Below are 21,710 nucleotides of genomic sequence, written 5' to 3'. Positions count from 1 at the left end.
AAAAATAATTTAACGTTCAATACAAAAGTATTGAGCGTTTTTTTAATTAATATTGCATATTAGTAATCAAGCAAAATATTCTTTTATGAAAGATTCACTTGAGTTAAGGACAGTTACAGTGACCAGATATATTACTCCTTTGAGAGAGGGAGGGTCTTTACCTGCCTTAGCCGAAGCAGATGATGATTTTAAATATGTATTAAAGTTTAGGGGAGCTGGACATGGAGTAAAAGCTTTGATAGCCGAATTGTTAGGAGGGTTAATTGCAAGAGAATTGGGATTGAAAGTTCCAGAATTAGTTTTTGCAGAACTTGACGAGGCATTTGGCAGAACTGAAGCAGATGAAGAAATACAAGATTTATTACAGTTTAGCAAAGGGTTGAATCTTGCATTGCACTTTTTGTCAGGAGCTTTGACGTTTGATCCTGCAGCAGAAACAGTAGATGATACACTTGCTTCAAAAATAGTGTGGTTAGATGCCTTTATTACAAATGTCGATCGTACATTTCGAAATACAAATATGTTGATTTGGCATAAAGAGCTATGGTTAATTGATCACGGTGCGGCTTTCTATTTCCATCATTCATTTTCGAATTGGGAGAAAAGTGCAGAAACTCCTTTCTCTTTTATAAAAGATCATGTATTACTGCCTCGAGCAAGTAAATTATATGAAGTAGATCAAGAATTTAAGAAAATCTTGAATAGAGATAAGTTTGTAGCTATTGTCGATCAAATTCCAACAGAATGGTTGGAATGGGAAGGAAGTGATTTTTCGGCAAATGAGATTAGAGAAGTGTACCTGAACTTTCTATTAAGAAGACTTGAGTCTTCAACTATTTTTATAAACGAAGCAAATAAGTGGAGAGATGCAAGTATATGAGTATGCTGTAATACGATATGTTCCCAAAGTAGAGCGAGAGGAATTTATAAATATAGGTTTATTAATTTTTTGTAAATCTAAACGCAGTTTGCATTCGTCATTTTGTTTGAATAAAGATAGGATTGCGTGTTTTAGCAGTGAGTTAGATTTCGAAACATTAAAAGCACATGTTGCAGCCTTTGAAGAAGTTGCAAAAGGTGTAAAAACGAGTAAAAACCCAATAGCTCAGTTAGATGCTGCTGAACGATTTAGATGGTTGACTGCAGTTAAGAGTTCATGTATTCAAGCTTCGCGTCCTCATCCGGGGATGACTTCTGATTTAGAAGTATTGTTTAAACGTCTTTTCGAAGAATTAGTTTTATAAGATGCCATTTTATCGTTTAAAAGATAACGTAATCAATCAGATTAAATACTTTTTAGTCCGTTTGCCTTTTGTATTGAGTTTTATCACCTTGTTTATCTTGGTATATGACTTGGGGTTTAGCACGCTTAATGATTATCAAGTAGGATTAAACAACTTGTATAATACCTGTTTGACAATTGGGATGCTCGCTATTGCAAGAAGGTATTTGAGTAAGGAAATATCTAATAGTACAGGAGTAAGGATATTTGATATATTCAGTGTAATATTATTTATGTTCTTGGTTGTTGCTCGTTGGAAACCTGAGCATACAACTCATTTTTACGACAGTAGCGCCGTTATTTTCTTTGCCGTATTTATAATGGTTGTTCGAGAGTTCTCTGTGTTACAGTTGAACTTAAACAAGACAAGGCTTAATCCCGCCCAACTGTTTATCATTAGCTTTTTGTTGATTATTTTTGTTGGAGCTTTTATGTTGTCTTTTCCCAAGGCTACAACTACTCCTGGTAGTCTTCGCTATATAGATGCGTTGTTTACAGCTACGAGTGCAGTATGTGTTACCGGGTTATCAACTGTCGATATAGGTGGTCAGTTTACCGTGTTTGGAAAGACCGTGATGATATTCTTGATGGAATGTGGTGGTTTGGGTATTATGACTATTGCAAGTTATTTTAGTTACTTCTTTAGGGGAAAATCCTCATATGGAAATCAACTTGTGATGAAATCCATGTCATCAATAGACAAGTTAGGAGATGTTTTTGCTACTTTAAAGCGAATTATTGTTATATCGGGAATTATTCAAATCTTGGGGATGATTGGTATTTACATTGCCACGCGTCATCAGCAGTTTACATCATTATATGAACGAGTATTCTTTTCTATATTTCATTCAGTATCTGCTTTTTGTAATGCAGGCTTCTCTACCTTACCAGAGAGTTTATATACCTTTGAATACCGTTTTAATTATCCTTTACACCTAATTATTGCAGGATTATTTATTATGGGGGGATTAGGTTTCCCTATTGTATTTAATATCTATATGTATGTAAAACACTTAATTGTAAATAGATTACTTCCCTTTAGTCGTAAGGAGGCGAGTATTTATGTTCCAAGGGTAATTAACTTGAGCACTCGCATTATTCTTATAACAACGGCTACTTTGATTGTTGGAGGAACTCTAATGGTATATCTATTAGAGTATAATAATACGCTTGCAGAGCACCAAGGATTTGGTAAATGGGTAACAGCATTCTTTACAGCAACATCTCCTCGTACAGCTGGTTTTGCGTCAGTTGACAATGGAATGTTTAGCGTTCCTACTTTTTTGTTTATTATGTTTCTAATGTGGGTGGGAGCTTCGCCAGTATCAACAGGAGGGGGAATTAAGACCAGTACTTTTGCAATTGCGTTATTAAATATATGGACTCTGGCAAGAGGGAAGTCTAAGATTGAAGTGTTTAGAAGACAGGTAGATGAGTTGTCTGTTCAACGTGCATTTGCTATTATTTTACTATCCTTATTCGTTATCGGTGTTGCTATTTTTGCTTTAACTTATTTTGAGCCTAAGATTGGAATCGTCGAATTGGCTTATGAAGCTTTTTCAGCATACAGTACTTCAGGATTAAGTGCAGGGATAACGAGTCAATTGGGAGATGGGAGTAAGGTGATTTTGATTTTAACTATGTTTATTGGAAGGGTAAGTATGTTAACGATAATTATAGCGATGACTAAGAAAGATCATTTGACCAATTATAGCTATCCGAAAGAGGAGATTTTGATTAACTAAGAATTTGAGAATTATGAAATATATTATTGTAGGATTAGGGAATTTTGGAGCTTCATTAGCACAAAAGCTAACAGAGCAAGGAAATGAAGTTATCGGTATTGATAAAAATATGACACGTGTAGATTCTTATAAAGATAAGATTTCACATACAATATGTTTGGATTCGACGGATCAATATATGATGGCGGGATTGCCATTAGCGAATACAGATATTGTAATCGTAGCTATTGGGGAGGACCAAGGTGCGAATATTATGACTACTGCTGTGTTGAAAAATCTCAATGTCAAAAGATTAATTAGTCGTGCTATTACTCCTTTGCATGAAAATGTGTTACAGGCAATTGGAGTTGATGAAATAGTGCACCCAGAGGAAGAAACAGCTGAGCGATGGGCTAAGAAACTATGTATAAAGGGAGTGGTAGATTCGTATGAAATTAATGGTCGTTATAGTATAGTAGAGATCACGGTTTCGGATCGATTTGCCGGTAAAACTTTAGGTGAAATTGCCTTTCGTACAAACTACAATCTTGTTGTTTTAACGACACTTAAAGTGAGAGAGGAAAAGAATTTTTTGGGTATACATCGCAAAATACATGAAGTTCAGGGTATAGCCAACTACGATACTGTTTTGAATAAAGGGGATATCATGGTTGTCTATGGCGACAATAGAGATATTAAAAAGATCTTAGGAGAATAATTATGTATCAGGACAAAGAGGTCATTAACCAATTGATGCGGCTTCCTGATATAGGAGGAAGAATGCCTGTGTTGTTTATAGGGCATGGTTCTCCTATGAATGCGATTGAAGAAAATGAATTCTCAGTTACTTGGAAACAATTGAGTAGTAAATTGCCTATTCCAAGAGCAATATTAGTTATATCTGCACATTGGCTCACGAAGGGAACCTATGTGACAGCAAGTCAAAAGCTTCAAACCATACATGACTTTGGTGGATTTCCCCAAGCGTTGTTTGATATTGAATATCCAACTGATGGTTCACCCCTATTGGCAGAGCAAGTTCAACATATAGTAAGGAGTACTTCCGTTCAAGAAGATATGGATTGGGGATTGGATCACGGGAGTTGGTCTGTGTTGCGTAGGATGTATCCCTTGGCAAATATTCCTGTAGTACAATTGAGTATTGATTACTATAAGGGTGGTGAATTTCATTATAAATTGGGCAGTGAGTTAAGTGCTTTGCGAAATAAAGGAGTTTTGATAATAGGAAGTGGAAATATTGTTCACAATCTCAGAATGATAGATTGGAAGAATATGGATACAGATAATTATGCTTTTGATTGGTCTATCGAAAGTAATGAATTGATTAAAAAGTCAATTTTAGATAGGAATTTTAAGGTCTTAGTAGATCATCGAGGTTTGGGACATGCTACTAAATTAGCTATTCCTACTCCTGATCATTATTATCCATTACTATATACGCTTGGTCTTGTGGATCAAAAAGATGAAATTGAGATATTCAATGACAAATATGTCGGAGGTTCTTTAAGTATGACTTCGTATCTGTTTGGGAGATATTTGTAAATAAAACAAAAGGCGATCTATAAAATCGCCTTTTGTTTTATTTTAAATATAATTCCATTTCATGTTGTTCTAAAAATTCTATTGCTCCAATTGATTTAAAGAACATATTTACACCAAAGTTTTGTGCGTCAATATTAGTGACAAAAAACTCTTTGTTATCTCCTATGGTATCTTTTATTAGGAGAGAGGCAAATCCTTTTCGTCTAAACCCTTCTTTTACCCAGAGTTGTAGTATCTTATTCTTTGTAGTATTTACGATGATATATCCCACTGGTTGCCCTTCGAAAACAATCTTTTTAAGCGTGAGATTGCGTTCGTTGTTTGAGATACAAAACTCATTGTTTTGCCAAGAAGGTAGAACATCTTTTTCAGCATAGTAGATTAGATATTCGTAATAAGAAATATTCTTGATTTCAGTATTATTGACAATATTTTCGTCTACTACTTGTAATTTAGTATTTCCTTTTAGGCAATTCAAGTTTCGCCATTTTTTAAAGCCAATCTTTCTATAGGCTTTAGATGCAGTTTCATTAGAAGTGATTACTTCTAATGAAATTTTCTTAATATCAAAACTTCTAAATATAGGTAAGGCATAGTCGTACATTTTTGTAGTAAGATTATTACCTCTAAATTCAGGGAGTACACCAGTAGCAGCATTATATAGCTTGTAATTGTTCCTTCCGTGAAGGATAAAGGCTACTAATTTTTTGTTTGAATAAACTCCAATAGAATCACTTAGTTGAATACCTTCTGCTTTAATTTTGGTTTCTAACTCTTCTTTAGTTAGGTGCATAGGTATTGTGTAATCACCAAATGAAGCATTAAAGACTTCTACCAGTTCAGTAAAATCCACATTATTTAAAAACCTATATTGAAAGTTATTGCTCATAGAATTCTGTAATCAGTTTATTGAAAATATCTTTTGTATCTTTTCTTGTTGCATGATGTGCGTTTATCCCACACCAAAGTGAGTTAAAATTATAAAGATTTTTCTGTTTTGCAAAAAATCGAATATTTTGTGTTAAAATATTTTGAAAAGGAAAATCTGGAATAGGGCTTTTTGAGTTATCTACTTGTGTCATAAAGTCATTGATAATTCCACGAGCCCATTTGCCTGAGAAGGCCTTTGTAAACTTGGTTTCAACTGCAGTACCTTTGGATAGTAAATCCTTTTGATATTCCATTGCATTGCTCTCGGTAGCCGTTATAAAAAGAGAACCGAAAGTAGCAAAGCTGGCGCCTCGATTAAAATAATCTTTGGCTTGTTTGCCAGTGAATAGCCCTCCTGTTACAATCAACGGAATATTCACTCCTTCTTTTCTTACACAATCAAAAAGTTGATTTAGGGGTAAGTTGTCTTCTATATTATCATTCAGAAAACTACCTCTATGCCCACCTGCTTCAATTCCTTGTAAGACGATTGCATCTATTTTGTGATCATGTAAATATTTTGCTTCTTCTACAGTTGTTGCTGTACCTATTAAAAATATATGCTGTTTATGTAAAAGCTCAATTTCTTCTTTTGTAAAACAACCAAAAGTAAAAGTTATGATTTTGATGTTGTGTTTTAATACTACTTCTAATATTGGGTGGTAGGTTGGTTGAATAAAGTGTGGTATTTCTTCATAGGGGATATTGTTGTCCTTGCAGATTGTCTTTAAGGTTGTTTGCATAGAAGCAATATCCTCCTTATTTTCTTTTATTATTGGATGTAAAAAGATATTTATAGCAAATGGTTTGTCTGTTAACTCCTTAGTCTTTGTTAGCAGTTTGTCACATACAGCAGGGGGAAGGCCACCTAAAGGTAAGGTTCCTAAACCTCCTTGGTTCGCAATTGCAGCAACCATTTCTGGGGTTGCTACGCCAAGCATTGGAGCTTGACCAAGATCGTACTTAATGCCTAAAATGTCTTTTAATCCTTTCATAACTATAGTTCTAAATTACCCACAGGATAATCTCCAAAATGATGAGATAAATCAACTGTTTTGTATGTTAATTTCGAATATTTGTTTGAAAATAAAATAATACACACATTGTCTTTTTCAAGTCGAATATAAGATGAAGTGTTACCTCTCCACCAACCATTGTGATACGTGAATGTATCTCCATTTGTCATTTCGATGAGTCTAAATCCTAAACCGTAATTTCTTACTCCTTTATTTTCAAAACTATATCCTTGAAACATTTGTTTTCTTAACTTTTCACTTAAGAATGTTTCGGAATATAAAGCTGTATCTAATTTAAGAAAATCTCTTGGGGTAACATAAATATTTTTATCCCCATAAGTGCTATCCATATAATCCCAATGCATTGGAGTGTAATTGCTTTTATATGATTGAGTTACGTCGTTTTTCTTGTCTAAATCATCAAAGACAAAACTATTTTTCATCTCTAGAGGATCAAATATTAGTTCTCTTACAGCTTCGCGAAAAGTCTTATTAGTAACTTTTTCGACTATACTTGCTAATACAACGTAATTTGTATTACTATATGAAAATCTGGTATTTGGACTGAAATCCAAGTCTACTTTTTCAGATTTAATAATGTCAATGACGTCTTGGTTTTTAATAGGTGTTTTATAACTCCATACTTCTCCATAATAACCATAATAACGCAATCCACTGCGATGTGATAATAGCGTTTTTACTGTGATTTCTGGATAGGGAAATCCTTCTATAATTTCACTTACACTTTGATCAAGTTCAAGTTTTCCCATATCGATAAGTCGCATAATAGTAACAGCAGTAACTACTTTACCTACTGAAGCAACGTGAATAGGGGTGTTTTCAGTTATCTGTTCTGCATTTCTTTTATTCGCAAATCCAGAGTAATCTTCATATATTATTTGCCCGTTCTTAGCCACTAAGAAGCTTCCTGTATATCCAGATTTCTTTATGTTTTTAATATAAAAGTCTTCTACCTCATTTGCTTTTGATAGGATATAACTTGGAGATAGTTTGTCAAATTCAACGAGATATGGGTTTTCTTCATATATACTATGTTCTTGTATGATTGAAGTGTTTAGTGCTAAGTCTTTTTCTTTCACTTTAGTTTGACAAGAAATAATTAAAAGTGAAGAAAGTAAGGTTATTGTTAGTTTGTTTTTGTTTGTCATTTTATAATTAGCTGTAACCAATTAAGTGTATTAAACTAATTGGTAAATCCATTAAACAACTGTTGTTATTTAATGTTTAAGTTTTTTAAAGTTTGTTTTTGTAATGCCTCCTTGTGCAATAGTACTGATATTGATTTAAGTTTCATATAAGCAGTACTCATATAAATATAGCCGTCATTGCCAATGCGTTCAGTATTATTTCCCCAAGAGTTCTTTACTTTATAATAGATATTGCCTTTTTGATCTTTTACTTTTCCAATTATGTGCATTAAATGATCATCTTGTGTTTGATAACTATAAAAGTCTTGTAAGCGGGATTCTTCCGTAATTGTCTTTTCTTCTACGATTTCTGTTAGTCCCTTACTGTTATCATCTTTTGATGAAGGGATAAATGCGATTCCGTTTTTAGCATTAAAAGTAATTTCTGAAACATCACAGTCAAGAGACAGGGTATAACCTTTATCTAAAGCGTTGTCAATATTAGCGATATACTCATCTAATGGGAGGTTGTATAGACTTCCATTTGAGAAATTATCTGGGATATTTAAAATAAAAGGAGTGTAGTAAGCTTGGTTTTTAAACGATGTTATTGTGATGTAATCATCTGCTTTAATACCTAGCATATCCATAAATGTCTGTGGTGTATACTTCTTGCCTTCATAAGTAAATTCAGTAATATTTTTACCTATATATGTATCTAAAATAAACTCAGTAATTGGTTTCCAATTATTACTTATTGTATTTCTGCTTGAAGTATAAGCATCTAATGTACTTTTTAATACTCTAAATAATTCACTATGATCGTATTCTTGCTTAGTTTGCTCTGGAGAAAACACGTCATTTGGAACAATACCGTATTCTTTTATACTGTTGATTACATCATGAGCAAGTCCACCCTCACCAAATTGAGTTTTCCCCTTACGAGTGATGTAGTTGTCTATTTTCTTGGGATAGACATTGCGCACGGTGTACATTTCTGATATATCAATAAACTTTCCCGTTTTCCTGATTATTTCAGACTCCAGAAAAGAAGATGTGCTAAAACTCCAACAAGTACCAGTATTTCCTTGGCTTATTACAGGAGTTGCGTCTATGTCTATAATAGTTTGAAAATCATATTCTTGTGCTTGAATACTTATCGTTAAAGCAAATAACGATAGAGAGAATAAGAGTTTTTTCATGGTTTATAATGTTTTGGTTTTGCAATATAATGCAAAAAATAGATTATTTTTACGATAAATTCAAAAGATTATGAGTAAGATACAATGGGAAACAGCTATCGAGTTTGAGGATATTACATATAAAAAATGTGATGGAGTTGCTCGTATAGCATTTAATAGACCAGAGGTTCGCAATGCTTTTAGACCAAAAACAACAAGCGAACTATATCGTGCTTTTTATGATGCACAAGAGGATACGTCAATTGGGGTAGTACTTCTTTCAGCAGAAGGACCATCACCAAAAGATGGAGTGTATTCTTTCTGTAGTGGAGGAGATCAAAAAGCAAGAGGGCATCAAGGATATGTAGGAGATGATGGTATGCACCGATTAAATATTTTAGAAGTTCAACGTTTGATTCGCTTTATGCCAAAAGTGGTTATTGCAGTTGTACCAGGTTGGGCAGTAGGTGGAGGTCACAGTTTACACGTTGTATGTGATATGACATTAGCCAGTAAAGAACATGCTATATTTAAGCAAACTGATGCAGATGTAACGAGTTTTGATGGAGGATATGGTTCTGCTTATCTTGCAAAGATGGTAGGTCAAAAGAAAGCGAGAGAAATATTCTTTTTGGGTAGAAATTACTCTGCTCAAGAAGCTTTTGAGATGGGAATGGTTAATGCAGTGATTCCTCATGCAGAGTTAGAAGATACCGCTTATGAATGGGCTCAAGAAGTGTTAGCTAAATCACCAACATCAATTAAGATGTTGAAGTTTGCCATGAACTTAACTGACGATGGTATGGTTGGTCAACAGGTATTTGCTGGAGAAGCGACAAGATTGGCCTATATGACTGATGAGGCAATTGAAGGAAGAAATGCATTCCTTGAAAAGAGAAAACCTAATTTCCCTAAGAAATGGATTCCTTAATAGGTAATAATTAGTAAGATATAAGAGCACTTAATTCATGTGAATTAGGTGCTCTTTTTTTTGTGATAAGGTGTGTTTTAATGAATGGGCATGGGGGAGTATTGGCGAAAGAATACTAATCGCATTTCTTCATTTTAGACTAAAGGTACTTTTATTAAATAAGGGGTTGTGAAAGCTGTAATACTCTTTTTTAAGAAGTAATTTAAGATGATTTATAATGTATTTTTCGGACATAATAAAGGTTTGTTTACTGGAAGGTATGTAGAGAAGATGTCTTTATCAATGAAATGAAACGTTGAGTAAAACTTCTTTTATTATGTTTTGTTCAGCTAATTTGAAAGTGAATTATGGAGTTTGTTATCGGTAAAAGTAGGAGTACAGCACTTGAAATTTGGAGTATTAAAGTGTTCATTTAAATGTATACTTCGAAAAAAATATATAGAATATTTGTGGTGTCTGTATTAGTTATGTTTGTAAAAACCTTGTGATTTTCTTCTAAAACACTTGCTTTTTAAAGTAAATAAATACTTCAAATATTCAATTTTAACACTTATAATTTAACTTTATATAAAGTATGTTATTATTTTTAAAATCAAGTAGTTATGTTTTGTTATAACTAAAAGTTATCAGTGTAAATAAGTACTTTTTGATGTAAAAAAGTCAATTAATACACACTAAACTAAATATTGTTTTTACTTAAAGTTTAACATTAAGTAGTCACTTGTAATGACAGTGTATATCGAAGCCTTATTAATAGCCTATTATTTTGTACACCTTACGATTTACCATTACCTTTATAGTACTTATAACTAAGATTACAGATAATGGCTAAAATTGTTCTTAAGAGAAAAAAGGCTATAGTAGATAGACATAGAAATTATATTATTTTTTTAGATGGTGAAAAGTTATGTTCTATTTCAAATGGTGAAGAAGTAACATTTGATGTTGCTCCAGGAAAACATATTTTGAGTGGAAAAATAGATTGGAACTCATCCAATGCTATCGTTTTTGAGATTAAAGATGAGCACACTATTTTGTTTACAATTAGAGGGTGTAATCCTCTACTTGCACTTTATTATACATTTGCTAAACCCAGCAAATATTTAAAACTTAAAAAACAAGGATACCTATAATCGGAGTATATTTAATTTCCGTTGGATACTAAGGAATAGATGTCATAAATTCTCTTTATTTTTGTGTGCAGTTAAAATGATTTTTCAAAATCGCTGCTTAGTTAAATTTGAATTTATGACAAAAATGAAAGCGTGGATTAACGCTGCAAGATTGAGAACACTACCGCTCTCTGTTTCGGGTATTATTGTTGGGTCAGCATGTGCTTTCCCTTTTTTTACTTCCAATGCTAATTTTCTTAGCATATTTTTATTCGCAATATTGACAACGCTTTTATTGCAGATACTATCAAATTTTGCTAATGATTACGGAGATGGTGTCAAGGGAACTGATAATGAAACGCGTGTAGGACCACAACGGGCTGTGCAAAGTGGGTTGTTGTCAGCTGCTCAAATGAAGAAAGGGGTAATCGTAACCTCTTTACTATCTCTACTATCAGCTTTAGTTTTGATTTATATATCGTTTGGAAAAGATAATTTTCTTACCTCTCTTTTCTTCTTTGTTTTAGGAGTTAGCTGTGTCGCTGCGGCAATTAAATATACTGTTGGTTCAGGAGCTTATGGATATAAAGGATTAGGAGACTTATTTGTATTCATTTTCTTTGGGCTTGTAAGTGTACTCGGTAGTTTCTATTTGTACGGTCAAGTTTTTAGCTACTGGGTAATTCTACCAGCATTAGCTGTGGGAAATTTGAGTATTGCTGTGTTGAATATTAATAATATGCGTGATTTAGATTCAGATAAGCTTGTTGGTAAAAATACACTTGCAGTAAAATTAGGTCGATCAGGAGCAAAGCAATATCATTATTTTATTATTGTATTTGCCCTAATAGCATTTATTGTATACGCATTGTATTCCAACTTTTCTTATTATCAATACTTCTTTATCGTCGCTTATATTCCATTTATAAAACACTTGATATTTGTTAAGAATAACACCTTGCCAAAAGAATTAGACTCACAAATGAAGATAGTTGCTTTATCAACTTTTTTTGTTTCCGTTTTATTTTCTTTAGCTTTAATCCTTTAAAATAATTAGAATATGAAAATTACTTACTTCGGACATGCTTGCTTAGGTATAACGATTGATGATATCAATATAATTGTTGACCCATTTATTACGGGTAATCCTTTGCCTGCAGCTAAACAAATTGACGTTAATGCTATCAAAGCAGATTACATTCTTTTAACGCACGCGCATGGAGATCACATCGCAGATGTAGAGTTGATTGCGAAGAATAATCCCGATGTTGTAGTGGTGTCAAATGCGGAAATTGCCGGCCATTTTGAGGCAAAAGGGTTGCAAGCTCATCCGATGAACCACGGTGGTAGTTGGACATTTGAGTTTGGAAAAGTAAAGTACACGCCTGCTATTCACTCGAGTTCTTTTCCAGATGGTAGCTATGGGGGACAACCAGGGGGATTCGTGATAGAGAGCAAGAACAAGAATGTCTATATCGCTGGAGATACTTCTTTGACAATGGACATGAAATTAATTCCTCTTTTTACACAATTGGATTTAGCTATTTTACCTATTGGAAGCAACTTTACTATGGATATTGATGAAGCGGTAATTGCTTCTGATTTTGTAGGTTGTGACAAAGTTATGGGTTATCACTTTGATACTTTTGGTTATATCGAGATAGATCACGAAGAAGCTAAGAAGAAGTTCTTTGAGAAAGGAAAGGATTTAATGTTATTGGCTATTGGAGAGAGCCTAACTTTGTAGTTTATGATAGAAGCATCGTATGAACGCTATATTTTAGATTTTAAGAGACCATCAGGTACCTCGAGGGGTATTCTTACCCAAAAAGAAACATGGTTGCTTAGAATTAAGGAAAATAACAAAATTGGAATAGGAGAGTGCGGGATACTGCGCTCTCTTAGTTTTGATGACCGATTAGGATATGAAGAAAAACTCCAATGGGTAGTTGAAAATATAGCTTTAGGTAAAGAGGTGTTATGGGAACAACTAAGAGAATGGCCGTCTATACAGTTTGGAGTTGAGCAAGCTTTCTTATCACTTGAAGCTTCAGATCCTTTTATTCTTTTTCCATCTGCTTTTACTGAGGGAAGAAAGGCCATTGACATAAACGGCTTAATTTGGATGGGTGAGCACGAGTATATGAAAGAGCAGATTGACGAGAAATTAAATGCTGGATTCAAATGCGTTAAGCTGAAGATAGGGGCAATTGATTTTGAAAAAGAAGTTGATTTACTGCGCTATATTCGATCGCATTTCTCTGAAAAAGAGATTGAATTAAGAGTTGACGCTAACGGAGGATTTACGCCTTTAGAGGCCTTGGAAAAGTTAGAAGTATTGTCTGAATTCAAATTGCACAGTATTGAGCAGCCTATTAAGCAACGTCAGTATGAGCAAATGGCAGAGTTATGTAAAAAGACTCCTTTGCCTATTGCTTTAGATGAAGAATTGATAGGGGTGATTAACATAGAAGATAAAGCAAGGTTGTTAGATGAGCTTAAACCTCAATACATTATCTTAAAACCAAGTTTAGTTGGCGGTTATAGAGGTAGTGAGGAATGGATTGCTTTAGCTCAAGAGCGAAATATAGGATGGTGGATTACCTCTGCCTTAGAAAGTAATATTGGTTTGAATGCTATTGCACAATGGACTTTTACACTTAAAAATAGCTTGCCGCAAGGCTTGGGAACAGGAGCTTTGTATACAAATAATTTTGATTCACCTTTGGAAGTAAACCAAGGTGCTTTGTGGTACAATCCTACTGTACAATGGAATGTGCCATAAGAACATTCATAATAAAGGGTATTACCAACAATTATTGAGGATATAAATCTATAAAAATCAAAAGGTAATTACTAAAATAGTGTATTGATAGCAATAAAAAACAAGGCTTATAATCATCGTTATAAGCCTTGTTTTTTTATGATTTTCTATATTCATCTGGTGCTACACCAACATACTTTTTAAAGAAACGCGAAAAATACGAATTGTCTTTAAAACTTAGTTTATAGGCAATTTCACTTGCAGACATATTTGTATTGACTAAGAGTCTTTTGCTTTCAAGAAGTATTCTTCCTCTAATTAGTTCTCCCGCTGATTGACCTCTTACTTTTTGACAGACAGCATTTAAGTAATTTGGTGTGACATATAGTAATTCGGCATATTCTTTTGGAAAACGCAACTCATAAAAGTGTTTTTCTACCAAATATTCAAATTGCTTGACAAGGTTACTTGGTTGCAACTGACTATAAGTAAAATTATCATCGTGTTCATAGTGCTTTTTACAAAGTAAAAAAAGCTCAAGTAAGTAAACGCGTATCAGATTTTGATCTGTTCCTTTTTGAAGGTGTACTTCGTAATTTATCTTGTCAAAAATATTTAGTATAGTAGAATAGTAACTGTCAATACTCAATAGAGATTCATTGTCTATATCTAATCGAAAGAAAGGCAGATTATCGATAAACTGGCTATCTGATAGAAACGAAGCAAAAAAATCCTTTGTAAAGTTAATGATGAAACCTTGGGTGTGTTCGTTAAAATCCCAACGGTGTACTTGGCCAGGATTGATGAAAAATAGATCTCCTTTCTTTACATTGTAGTTTTTATAGTCTATAAAGTGTTCTCCTTCACCCCCCGTTATGAAAAGGATTTGATAAAACAAGTGCTTATGTGCGACAGAGACAACATTGTTTCTCAATGATAAAACGTGTTGCAAATCGAAAATAACGCAATCCTGAGCAATGTTTTCTTGATCTAATAAATCGCAACTATTAAAACGGGGTATCTTTTTCATACTATTCTACTTTTCTCAATTAAGATTAAGAATTACGAATATAAAATTACTAAAAAATATATATTGTTGCTATCAATGGTATAAAATTGTATAAATTATTACTAAAAATTAGAAGTGTTGCATAAAAGTGCTAAATAATGTCCATAAATAAGTAATTAAGGAACAATGGAATCATTTCTCAATAAAAAAGATTGTCTTTATTCCTTTTTTTCTAATAGTTAAAGTACTAAAACAAAAAAGGAACAAGAGTTTAACTCTTATTCCTTTCTTGTTTTATTTTCTTACCATAGGGATTAACCATCTTATTCCTGCTACGATTTGATTTTCGTGTTGATCGGAGAGATGTGATAATTCTCTTTCAAAACTTTGGTTTTGGTATATATAGGCTGTAAATAACCTTAAATCCTTAAAGAGGTTTTGATCTTGTAAAGGATAGTATTCTAAAGCTGCTTGAAGGTTGACTTGAGAATAAGCATAGTTATTGGTTAAATCTTTCCTTTTGTTGTAAATACCTCTAATATAGGGAACAAATTTATTGATCTTGTATTTAGCACTTAGAGCAAATGAATTATCTCTAACTTCAGATACGCCAATATCTTCAATATTTACCAAGTCACTATAGTTTAAGTTTCTTGTTCCATAAATCCAATCTGATTCAAAAATCCATTTCCCTAAGTGAAGCTGATTACCGATTGTAGCCCAATTATAGTATTTTGAACTATCATGTTGCATCAAAGAGTAGCCGTATCTGGTTCTTAATTTGTCATTGAATAGTTTTCCTTCCCACAATAACATATAAGAATACGCCTTATTTTTATATTCTGGAGTTGTAAAAACTTCTGTAGGACTACTTATCTGGAAAGTAAATTTATGTTTATTCATATAGTACATAAAATTCACCCCAGGGCTGTATACTTCAATATCATTTGTCACAATGGTGTACATGTATAATTCTGCACCATTGTAATCAATATCAAAAGACCCCCAGTTTGTAAATAGTTTACCTGCTGAGATTGCCCAGTTGTCATTGATATGATATTCCAGGAAGGCAAACTCTAATGCGTCTTTACTTTCTTTCGCATTAAAACTATATCGAAAATTAAAATCAACCTTATTGAACAATTTAGTTGTTAAGTAAATCCTTGTTTGATTCACTTGAAATTGACTTAGTTCTGTTTGGGTAGGAGTGAAGACATTTTTATAATCATATCTCGTGTCCAAGTAAAGGTTAAAGTCGTTTACCACTTCACTTTCGGGAAGTTTAAAAATACTCTTTTGGTTGAAATCTTGCGCAATTGCTTTACTTCCTATAAGGGATAGGAAAGAAAATAACAGTAGTTTATTTCTCATGGATGCTTTCTTTTTTTGCAAAATAGTGATTTTATAAACAATATTGGCTATAATTATGTATTTAAAGTTGCAAATAACGGATTTTGTTTGAGAAAAATATATTAACTATCTGTTAATTAGTGCTTTTCGTTTTTGGTTAGTAGTCAAATAAAAAACCGCCCTTTCTCCGAAGAAAAATGACGGTTTTTTTCAAACAAACTAAACCAAATTGTCTGTATCCTAAATTAGAATACGTATTCGTTTGCGTCTACTAATTTTGATGCAATAGTTTCTCTTAGTGCATTTACATTAGGTAGGTTCACATATTTTGTAAATCTGCGTAGCCCCATTAACATTACACGTTGTTCATCACCTTCAGCGAAAGAAGCGATTCCTTCTTTACCTTTTAATCCGATGATGTCTACAGCGTGGTATAAGTATAATTGAGCCATAGCGATTTGCTCTTTAATATTTTCTTCTCCTTTTAACTTCGCTAATTTCTCTGTTCTAAGGATAGCACTTTCTGCCATATAGATTTCAATTAGCATATCAGAAGCTGCCATTAATAAAGCTTGGTGTTTTTCCAAATCTGGACCGAACTTTTGAACAGCACTACCAGCTACCATTAAGAAAGCTTGTTTTAACTTGCTGATCATCTCTTTTTCTTCAGCGAATAATTCAGAATAATCTGGTACATCAAAGCTTGGGATACTCATTAATTCGTCAGCTACTTTCATAGCAGGACCTAATAAATCTACATGTCCCTTCATTGCTTTTTTAATCAACATCCCTACAGTAAGCATGCGGTTGATCTCGTTTGTACCTTCGTAGATACGTGAAATACGAGCATCTCTCCATGCGCTTTCCATTGGTGTGTCTTCTGAGAATCCCATACCACCGAAGATTTGGATTCCTTCATCTGCACAAGCTTGTACGTCTTCTGATACAGCAACTTTTAGGATAGAACACTCGATAGCAAATTCCTCTACACCTTTTAGCTCAGCTTCTTGATGTGTGTTTCCTTCTGCAATACGTTGATTGATTCTCTCCTCAATAGCTGCCGCCGCTCTGTATGATGCAGCTTCACCTACATAAGCATTAGTTGCCATCTCAGCTAATTTCGTACGGATAGCTCCGAAAGATGAGATAGGAGTTTTAAACTGAATACGCTCGTTTGCATATTTAACTGATTGCGTGATTAAACGACGTTGAGAATCTAAACAAGCAGCTGCTAATTTGATACGTCCTACGTTTAAAGCATTCATCGCAATTTTAAATCCATTACCTCTTTCAGAAAGCATATTCTCTACTGGAACTTTCGTATCGCTAAAGAATACTTGACGAGTAGAAGAAGCTCTAATACCCAATTTGTGTTCTTCTTCTCCTAATGTAATTCCGTTACTTGGATCGTTTTCTACGATAAACCCAGTAATGTTTTTGTCATCTTCGATACGTGCGAATACGATGAATACATTACAGAATCCAGCGTTAGAGATCCACATTTTTTGTCCTGTGATAGAGTAGTACTTACCATCCGCTGATAATACAGCTTTTGTCTTTCCTGAATTAGCATCTGATCCTGCATCTGGTTCTGTTAAACAGTATGCACCAAACCACTCTCCTGAAGCTAATTTAGGAACGTATTTTTTCTTTTGTTCTTCGTTTCCGTATAGTGTAATTGGCATTGTCCCAATTCCTGTGTGAGCACCGAATGCAGTTGAGAATGAACCCGTCGCTCCAGAAATATAATCACAAACTAACATTGTAGAGATGAATCCCATTTCTAATCCGCCATAAGCTTCTGGTACAGCAACTCCTAATAAACCAAGTTCACCAGCTTTACGCATAGTTTCCTCAGTGAATGCGTAGTCTTTTTTCTCGAAGCGCTCTTTGTTAGGCCATATTTCTTTGTCGATAAATTCTTTTACAGATTCACGCATCATTATTTGCTCTTCTGTAAAATCTTCAGGAGTGAAAATGTTTTCACATTTCGTTTCTTTTACTAAGAATTGACCTCCTCTTACGATATCTTTACTCATGTTTATTTTCTTTATTGGTTAATAGCTTTATTATAATAATTCATAGATTCCTGCAGCACCTTGTCCTGTACCTACACACATTGTTACCATTCCGTATTTAGAACCTCTGCGTTTCATTTCATCAAATAACTGAACGGATAGTTTTGCTCCTGTACATCCTAATGGGTGACCTAATGCAATAGCTCCACCGTTTACGTTTACAATATCAGGGTTGATACCTAACTCTCTAATTACAGCCAAAGATTGAGAAGCAAAAGCCTCGTTTAATTCAAAAAGATCGATATCTTTTAACTGTAATCCTGCTTGTTTTAATGCTTTTGGAATTGCTTTAACAGGTCCTATACCCATGATGCGTGGTTCTACACCAGCTGCAGCATAGTTTACCATGCGTGCGATAGGTTCTATGTTTAGCTCTTTTACCATTTCTTCTGACATCACCATCACGAAAGCAGCCCCATCACTCATTTGAGAAGAGTTACCTGCTGTTACAGATCCATCTGCAGCGAATACAGGTCTTAGTTTTGCTAAGGCTTCGATAGAAGTACCAGCTCTTGGTCCTTCGTCTTTAGTCACTGTATATGATTTACTATCTTTTTTTCCTTTTTCGTTAATGAATACTTCATTAATGGTAATAGGAACGATTTGATTGTCAAATTTCCCTTCTGCTTGTGCTTTTAAAGCTTTCATATGTGAGTTAAAGGCAAACTCATCTTGATCTTCACGAGAAACTTTGAATTGATTAGCTACAGCCTCAGCTGTCAATCCCATTCCCCAGTAGTAATCTTCATTTCCTTCTTTTGCTACACCGTAGTCAGGTGTTGGTTTATATCCTCCCATTGGGATATAACTCATACTCTCTGCACCACCTGCGATGATACAGTCAGCCATACCTGCTTGTATTTTAGCTACAGCCATACCGATAGTTTCTATACCAGAAGCACAATATCTATTTACAGTTACTCCAGGTACGTCATCTACTTTTAATCCCATTAGAGAGATTAGACGAGCCATATTTAGTCCTTGCTCAGCCTCAGGCATTGCGTTTCCTACCATTACATCATCGATGCGAGTTTTGTCAAACTCTGGTAGTTTACTCATTAAATATTCAATAGTCTCAGCAGCCAGTTCATCCGGTCTTTTAAATCTGAATACACCCTTAGGCGCTTTACCTACTGCCGTTCTATATCCTTGTACTATATATGCGGTTTTCATATTCTTTGTCGTTTTAATTGGTTAAAGATTAGTTTCTTAATGGTTTACCATTTTTCAGCATGTATTGGATTCTCTCCAGCGTTTTGCGTTCACCACATAGTGATAAGAAAGCCTCTCTTTCAAGATCTAATAAATACTGTTCAGTCACTAATGTAGCTTCTGATAAATCTCCTCCTGCCATTACATAAGCCAGTTTGTTAGCGATCTTGCGATCGTGTTCAGAGATGTATTTACCAGCCATCATACTGTCAGTTCCTACTAAGAACATACCTAAAGCCTGACGACCAAGTACTTTAATATCTTTGCGTTTAGCCGGTTGTGTATATCCTGCTTGTGCTAATACTAAAGCTTCGCGCTTCGCTTGTGCCAATTGTAAATCTTTGTTTACAACCACTACATCTTTTCCTTTTTGCAATATATTTAAGTCAAAAGCCTCTTGTGCTGATGTAGCTACTTTAGCCATACCGATAGTTAAGAAGTGCTCTTGCAGTGTATTTAGCTCTACATCATTTTTGCGGTATAGATCAGACGCTCTTACGGTCATCTCTTTAGAACCACCTCCACCAGGGATAAGTCCTACACCGAATTCTACTAATCCGATATATGTCTCTGCGGCAGCTACTACTTTATCGGCGTGTAAGCTTAGCTCACATCCACCACCAAATGTCATTCCATGAGGAGCAGCAACTACAGGAATACCTGAGTAACGCATTTTCATCATTGTATCTTGGAATGTTTTAATAGCGATATTTAACTCATCCCAATCTTGCTCTGCAGCCATCATAAAAATCATCATTAAGTTCGCTCCTACAGAGAAGTTGCTACCTTGGTTACCTACTACTAATCCTTGGAAGTCTTTTTCAGCGATTTCAACAGCTTTGTTTAATCCTGCTAAAACACCACCACCGATTGTATTCATCTTTGAGTGGAACTCTAAGTTTACGATACCATCACCTAAGTCGATTAATGAAGCTTCACTATTACCCCATACTTTATTAGATGTTCTAATATTGTCAAGGATAATGAAGGCATCTTGTCCAGGAATAGGTTCAAAAGTTTTTGTGTTTTGGTTGTAGAACAGTTTTTTACCATTCTCCACTTTATAGAAACTCTTCGCTCCAGAAGCTGCCAATTCTTTAACCCAATCAGCTACTGTGTAACCTTCTTTTTCGATTAAAGCGATTCCCTTTTCAAGGCCTACTAAATCCCAAGTTTGGAATGGACCATATTTCCACGCATATCCTGTACGCATAGCATCATCGATAGGGAATAGGGTGTCAGTGATTTCTGGAACACGTTGAGAAACGTATGCAAATAAAGAAGCAAAGTGTTTTCTGATTAATTCACCTGCTTTAGTTTGGTCTGCTAATAATAAAGCTAATTTAGCTTTCGTACCACCAGCTTGTTTTGCAGTTTCAAGAACAGCTATTTTAGCACGTTCTAATGGACGGTATTCTAATTTCTCTAAGTCTAAAGCAAAGCGATTAGTTTTACCTTCTTTATCTACTTCTTTGTAGTAGAATCCTTTTCTTGATTTGTCACCTAAGAATTTATTTTCTAATAGGAAGTTAAGCGGTTTGCTATCTTTAACTTCTTGAATCATAGCGTCTGCAGGGCAGTTTTGCTTTAATCCATTCGTTACGTTAACAGCGGTATCTAATCCTACTAAATCTCCTAGTTTAAAAGTACCTGTTTTAGGACGTCCTAAGATAGATCCTGTCAGTGTATCAGCTTCCTCGATAGTTAACCCTATTTCTTGAGCTAATTGCATTACCATTGCCATAGAGTAAACCCCTACGCGGTTACCGATAAACCCAGGTGTGTCTTTACACAATACTGGCGTTTTACCTAAGTAAAGACTACTGTATTTTTGGAAGAATTCGATTACCTCAGGAGCCGTTTGTGGTCCAGGGATAATCTCGAATAATTGTAAATATCTTGGAGGGTTGAAGAAGTGCGTTCCACAGAAGTGTTTTTGGAAATCTTCTGAACGGCCCTCTACCATTAGTTTCATTGGAATACCAGAAGTGTTAGAAGTAATTAACGAACCTGGTTTTCTGTATTTCTCGATTTGTTCGAATACTGATTTTTTAATATCTAATCTCTCGATTACAACTTCGATTACCCAATCACAATCTTTGATCTTCACTAAGTCATCTTCTATATTCCCAGTCGAAATGCGAGAAGCAAATGCTTGAGAATAGATTGGAGCTGGTTTAGATTTCAAAGCATTAGCTAAATGAGTATTAGCAATTTTGTTGCGTACTGCTTTGTGTTCAAGTGTTAAACCTTTCTTCTCTTCATCAGGAGTTAATTCTCTTGGTACAATATCAAGAAGTAATACCTCTAGTCCAATATTAGCAAAGTGACAAGCAATAGCAGATCCCATTACTCCAGATCCTACTACGGCCACTTTCTTTATTAATCTTTTCATATTTAGTTATTCTTT

Annotated in this window: 19 protein-coding genes; 10 read left to right on the top strand and 9 right to left on the bottom strand. The window is 34.3% G+C overall.

Annotated elements, in window-relative coordinates:
* Window positions 1-85 precede the first annotated feature (85 nt).
* The 5 genes from GJV76_RS10360 to ygiD are packed head-to-tail and all read left to right on the top strand — an operon-like array spanning window position 86 to window position 4,569.
* Complete coding sequence (locus GJV76_RS10360; RefSeq protein WP_155092545.1) at window positions 86-880, top strand: HipA family kinase; 795 nt, start codon at window positions 86-88, stop codon at window positions 878-880.
* Window positions 867-1,244 (top strand): DUF3037 domain-containing protein, encoded by a 378-nt coding sequence (locus tag GJV76_RS10355; RefSeq protein ID WP_155092544.1) that lies wholly within the window; start codon window positions 867-869, stop codon window positions 1,242-1,244. Before GJV76_RS10360 ends, GJV76_RS10355 begins: the two co-directional genes overlap by 14 nt.
* 1 nt (window position 1,245) lies before the next feature.
* On the top strand, window positions 1,246-3,027 hold the full coding sequence (locus GJV76_RS10350; protein WP_155092543.1) for a TrkH family potassium uptake protein: 1,782 nt from the start codon (window positions 1,246-1,248) through the stop codon (window positions 3,025-3,027).
* A 13-nt stretch (window positions 3,028-3,040) separates the two neighbouring features.
* Complete coding sequence (locus tag GJV76_RS10345; protein WP_155092542.1) at window positions 3,041-3,724, top strand: potassium channel family protein; 684 nt, start codon at window positions 3,041-3,043, stop codon at window positions 3,722-3,724.
* Between the two features lie 2 nt (window positions 3,725-3,726).
* Window positions 3,727-4,569 carry a 4,5-DOPA-extradiol-dioxygenase gene (gene ygiD, locus GJV76_RS10340; protein ID WP_155092541.1) on the top strand — a complete coding sequence of 281 codons (843 nt, stop codon included), beginning with the start codon at window positions 3,727-3,729 and terminating at the stop codon, window positions 4,567-4,569.
* Window positions 4,570-4,606: 37 nt separating this feature from the next.
* On the opposite strand, the gene GJV76_RS10335 is transcribed toward ygiD, so the two are convergent.
* The 4 genes from GJV76_RS10335 to GJV76_RS10320 form a co-directional block, all read right to left on the bottom strand.
* Window positions 4,607-5,458: a GNAT family N-acetyltransferase gene (locus GJV76_RS10335; RefSeq protein ID WP_155092540.1), complete on the bottom strand. Its 852-nt coding sequence runs from the start codon at window positions 5,456-5,458 to the stop codon at window positions 4,607-4,609.
* Window positions 5,448-6,494, bottom strand: a complete 1,047-nt coding sequence (locus GJV76_RS10330) for an NAD(P)H-dependent flavin oxidoreductase (RefSeq protein WP_155092539.1) — start codon at window positions 6,492-6,494, stop codon at window positions 5,448-5,450. Before GJV76_RS10330 ends, GJV76_RS10335 begins: the two co-directional genes overlap by 11 nt.
* A gap of 2 nt (window positions 6,495-6,496) precedes the next feature.
* Entirely contained in the window at window positions 6,497-7,684 is a 1,188-nt protein-coding gene (locus GJV76_RS10325; RefSeq protein ID WP_155092538.1) for a serine hydrolase domain-containing protein, read from the bottom strand.
* A gap of 65 nt (window positions 7,685-7,749) precedes the next feature.
* The gene (locus GJV76_RS10320; RefSeq protein WP_155092537.1) at window positions 7,750-8,865 is read right to left on the bottom strand and encodes a C1 family peptidase; all 1,116 of its coding nucleotides are present in this window, start codon (window positions 8,863-8,865) and stop codon (window positions 7,750-7,752) included.
* 70 nt (window positions 8,866-8,935) lie between these two features.
* On the opposite strand from GJV76_RS10320, the gene GJV76_RS10315 reads away from it, so the two are divergent.
* From GJV76_RS10315 to GJV76_RS10295, 5 genes are all read left to right on the top strand, one after another.
* Complete coding sequence (locus GJV76_RS10315; protein ID WP_006258825.1) at window positions 8,936-9,775, top strand: 1,4-dihydroxy-2-naphthoyl-CoA synthase; 840 nt, start codon at window positions 8,936-8,938, stop codon at window positions 9,773-9,775.
* Window positions 9,776-10,599: 824 nt separating this feature from the next.
* A complete protein-coding gene (locus tag GJV76_RS10310; RefSeq protein WP_155092536.1) occupies window positions 10,600-10,908 on the top strand; it encodes a hypothetical protein in 309 nt (102 codons plus the stop codon).
* A 115-nt stretch (window positions 10,909-11,023) separates the two neighbouring features.
* Window positions 11,024-11,935 carry a 1,4-dihydroxy-2-naphthoate octaprenyltransferase gene (menA, locus tag GJV76_RS10305; protein WP_155092535.1) on the top strand — a complete coding sequence of 304 codons (912 nt, stop codon included), beginning with the start codon at window positions 11,024-11,026 and terminating at the stop codon, window positions 11,933-11,935.
* A 12-nt stretch (window positions 11,936-11,947) separates the two neighbouring features.
* Window positions 11,948-12,634: a metal-dependent hydrolase gene (locus tag GJV76_RS10300; RefSeq protein WP_155092534.1), complete on the top strand. Its 687-nt coding sequence runs from the start codon at window positions 11,948-11,950 to the stop codon at window positions 12,632-12,634.
* 6 nt (window positions 12,635-12,640) lie between these two features.
* On the top strand, window positions 12,641-13,672 hold the full coding sequence (locus GJV76_RS10295) for an o-succinylbenzoate synthase (RefSeq protein ID WP_160339973.1): 1,032 nt from the start codon (window positions 12,641-12,643) through the stop codon (window positions 13,670-13,672).
* A 136-nt stretch (window positions 13,673-13,808) separates the two neighbouring features.
* Here GJV76_RS10295 and GJV76_RS10290 read toward each other — a convergent pair whose 3' ends face one another.
* The 5 genes from GJV76_RS10290 to GJV76_RS10270 all read right to left on the bottom strand — a co-directional run bounded on the left by GJV76_RS10290 (window position 13,809) and on the right by GJV76_RS10270 (window position 21,695).
* Window positions 13,809-14,681, bottom strand: coding sequence for a helix-turn-helix domain-containing protein (locus GJV76_RS10290; protein WP_155092532.1), 873 nt, complete (start codon window positions 14,679-14,681; stop codon window positions 13,809-13,811).
* Window positions 14,682-14,954: 273 nt separating this feature from the next.
* A complete protein-coding gene (locus GJV76_RS10285; RefSeq protein WP_155092531.1) occupies window positions 14,955-16,031 on the bottom strand; it encodes a porin in 1,077 nt (358 codons plus the stop codon).
* A gap of 224 nt (window positions 16,032-16,255) precedes the next feature.
* Window positions 16,256-18,049: an acyl-CoA dehydrogenase family protein gene (locus GJV76_RS10280; RefSeq protein WP_155092530.1), complete on the bottom strand. Its 1,794-nt coding sequence runs from the start codon at window positions 18,047-18,049 to the stop codon at window positions 16,256-16,258.
* 30 nt (window positions 18,050-18,079) lie between these two features.
* Window positions 18,080-19,261, bottom strand: coding sequence for an acetyl-CoA C-acyltransferase (locus GJV76_RS10275; protein ID WP_155092529.1), 1,182 nt, complete (start codon window positions 19,259-19,261; stop codon window positions 18,080-18,082).
* Window positions 19,262-19,289: 28 nt separating this feature from the next.
* Window positions 19,290-21,695 (bottom strand): 3-hydroxyacyl-CoA dehydrogenase/enoyl-CoA hydratase family protein, encoded by a 2,406-nt coding sequence (locus GJV76_RS10270; protein WP_155092528.1) that lies wholly within the window; start codon window positions 21,693-21,695, stop codon window positions 19,290-19,292.
* Between the last annotated feature and the right edge of the window lie 15 nt (window positions 21,696-21,710).

Origin of the sequence: Myroides albus, assembly GCF_009711045.1 — a bacterium.
GTDB classification, from domain to species: Bacteria; Bacteroidota; Bacteroidia; order Flavobacteriales; family Flavobacteriaceae; genus Flavobacterium; species Flavobacterium album_A.
This window is presented reverse-complemented; position numbering and strand designations above follow the sequence as displayed.

What these genes read in the sequence shown, in the direction of transcription:
- GJV76_RS10355 (WP_155092544.1), top strand. Translation starts at nt 867, where the DNA reads ATGCAAGTATATGAGTATGCTGTAATACGATATGTTCCCAAAGTAGAG.
- menA (WP_155092535.1), top strand. Translation starts at nt 11,024, where the DNA reads ATGACAAAAATGAAAGCGTGGATTAACGCTGCAAGATTGAGAACACTA.
- GJV76_RS10325 (WP_155092538.1), bottom strand. Translation starts at nt 7,684, where the DNA reads ATGACAAACAAAAACAAACTAACAATAACCTTACTTTCTTCACTTTTA.
- GJV76_RS10270 (WP_155092528.1), bottom strand. Translation starts at nt 21,695, where the DNA reads ATGAAAAGATTAATAAAGAAAGTGGCCGTAGTAGGATCTGGAGTAATG.
- GJV76_RS10360 (WP_155092545.1), top strand. Translation starts at nt 86, where the DNA reads ATGAAAGATTCACTTGAGTTAAGGACAGTTACAGTGACCAGATATATT.
- GJV76_RS10335 (WP_155092540.1), bottom strand. Translation starts at nt 5,458, where the DNA reads ATGAGCAATAACTTTCAATATAGGTTTTTAAATAATGTGGATTTTACT.
- GJV76_RS10280 (WP_155092530.1), bottom strand. Translation starts at nt 18,049, where the DNA reads ATGAGTAAAGATATCGTAAGAGGAGGTCAATTCTTAGTAAAAGAAACG.
- GJV76_RS10300 (WP_155092534.1), top strand. Translation starts at nt 11,948, where the DNA reads ATGAAAATTACTTACTTCGGACATGCTTGCTTAGGTATAACGATTGAT.
- GJV76_RS10290 (WP_155092532.1), bottom strand. Translation starts at nt 14,681, where the DNA reads ATGAAAAAGATACCCCGTTTTAATAGTTGCGATTTATTAGATCAAGAA.
- GJV76_RS10320 (WP_155092537.1), bottom strand. Translation starts at nt 8,865, where the DNA reads ATGAAAAAACTCTTATTCTCTCTATCGTTATTTGCTTTAACGATAAGT.
- GJV76_RS10310 (WP_155092536.1), top strand. Translation starts at nt 10,600, where the DNA reads ATGGCTAAAATTGTTCTTAAGAGAAAAAAGGCTATAGTAGATAGACAT.
- GJV76_RS10275 (WP_155092529.1), bottom strand. Translation starts at nt 19,261, where the DNA reads ATGAAAACCGCATATATAGTACAAGGATATAGAACGGCAGTAGGTAAA.
- ygiD (WP_155092541.1), top strand. Translation starts at nt 3,727, where the DNA reads ATGTATCAGGACAAAGAGGTCATTAACCAATTGATGCGGCTTCCTGAT.
- GJV76_RS10330 (WP_155092539.1), bottom strand. Translation starts at nt 6,494, where the DNA reads ATGAAAGGATTAAAAGACATTTTAGGCATTAAGTACGATCTTGGTCAA.
- GJV76_RS10345 (WP_155092542.1), top strand. Translation starts at nt 3,041, where the DNA reads ATGAAATATATTATTGTAGGATTAGGGAATTTTGGAGCTTCATTAGCA.
- GJV76_RS10315 (WP_006258825.1), top strand. Translation starts at nt 8,936, where the DNA reads ATGAGTAAGATACAATGGGAAACAGCTATCGAGTTTGAGGATATTACA.
- GJV76_RS10350 (WP_155092543.1), top strand. Translation starts at nt 1,246, where the DNA reads ATGCCATTTTATCGTTTAAAAGATAACGTAATCAATCAGATTAAATAC.
- GJV76_RS10285 (WP_155092531.1), bottom strand. Translation starts at nt 16,031, where the DNA reads ATGAGAAATAAACTACTGTTATTTTCTTTCCTATCCCTTATAGGAAGT.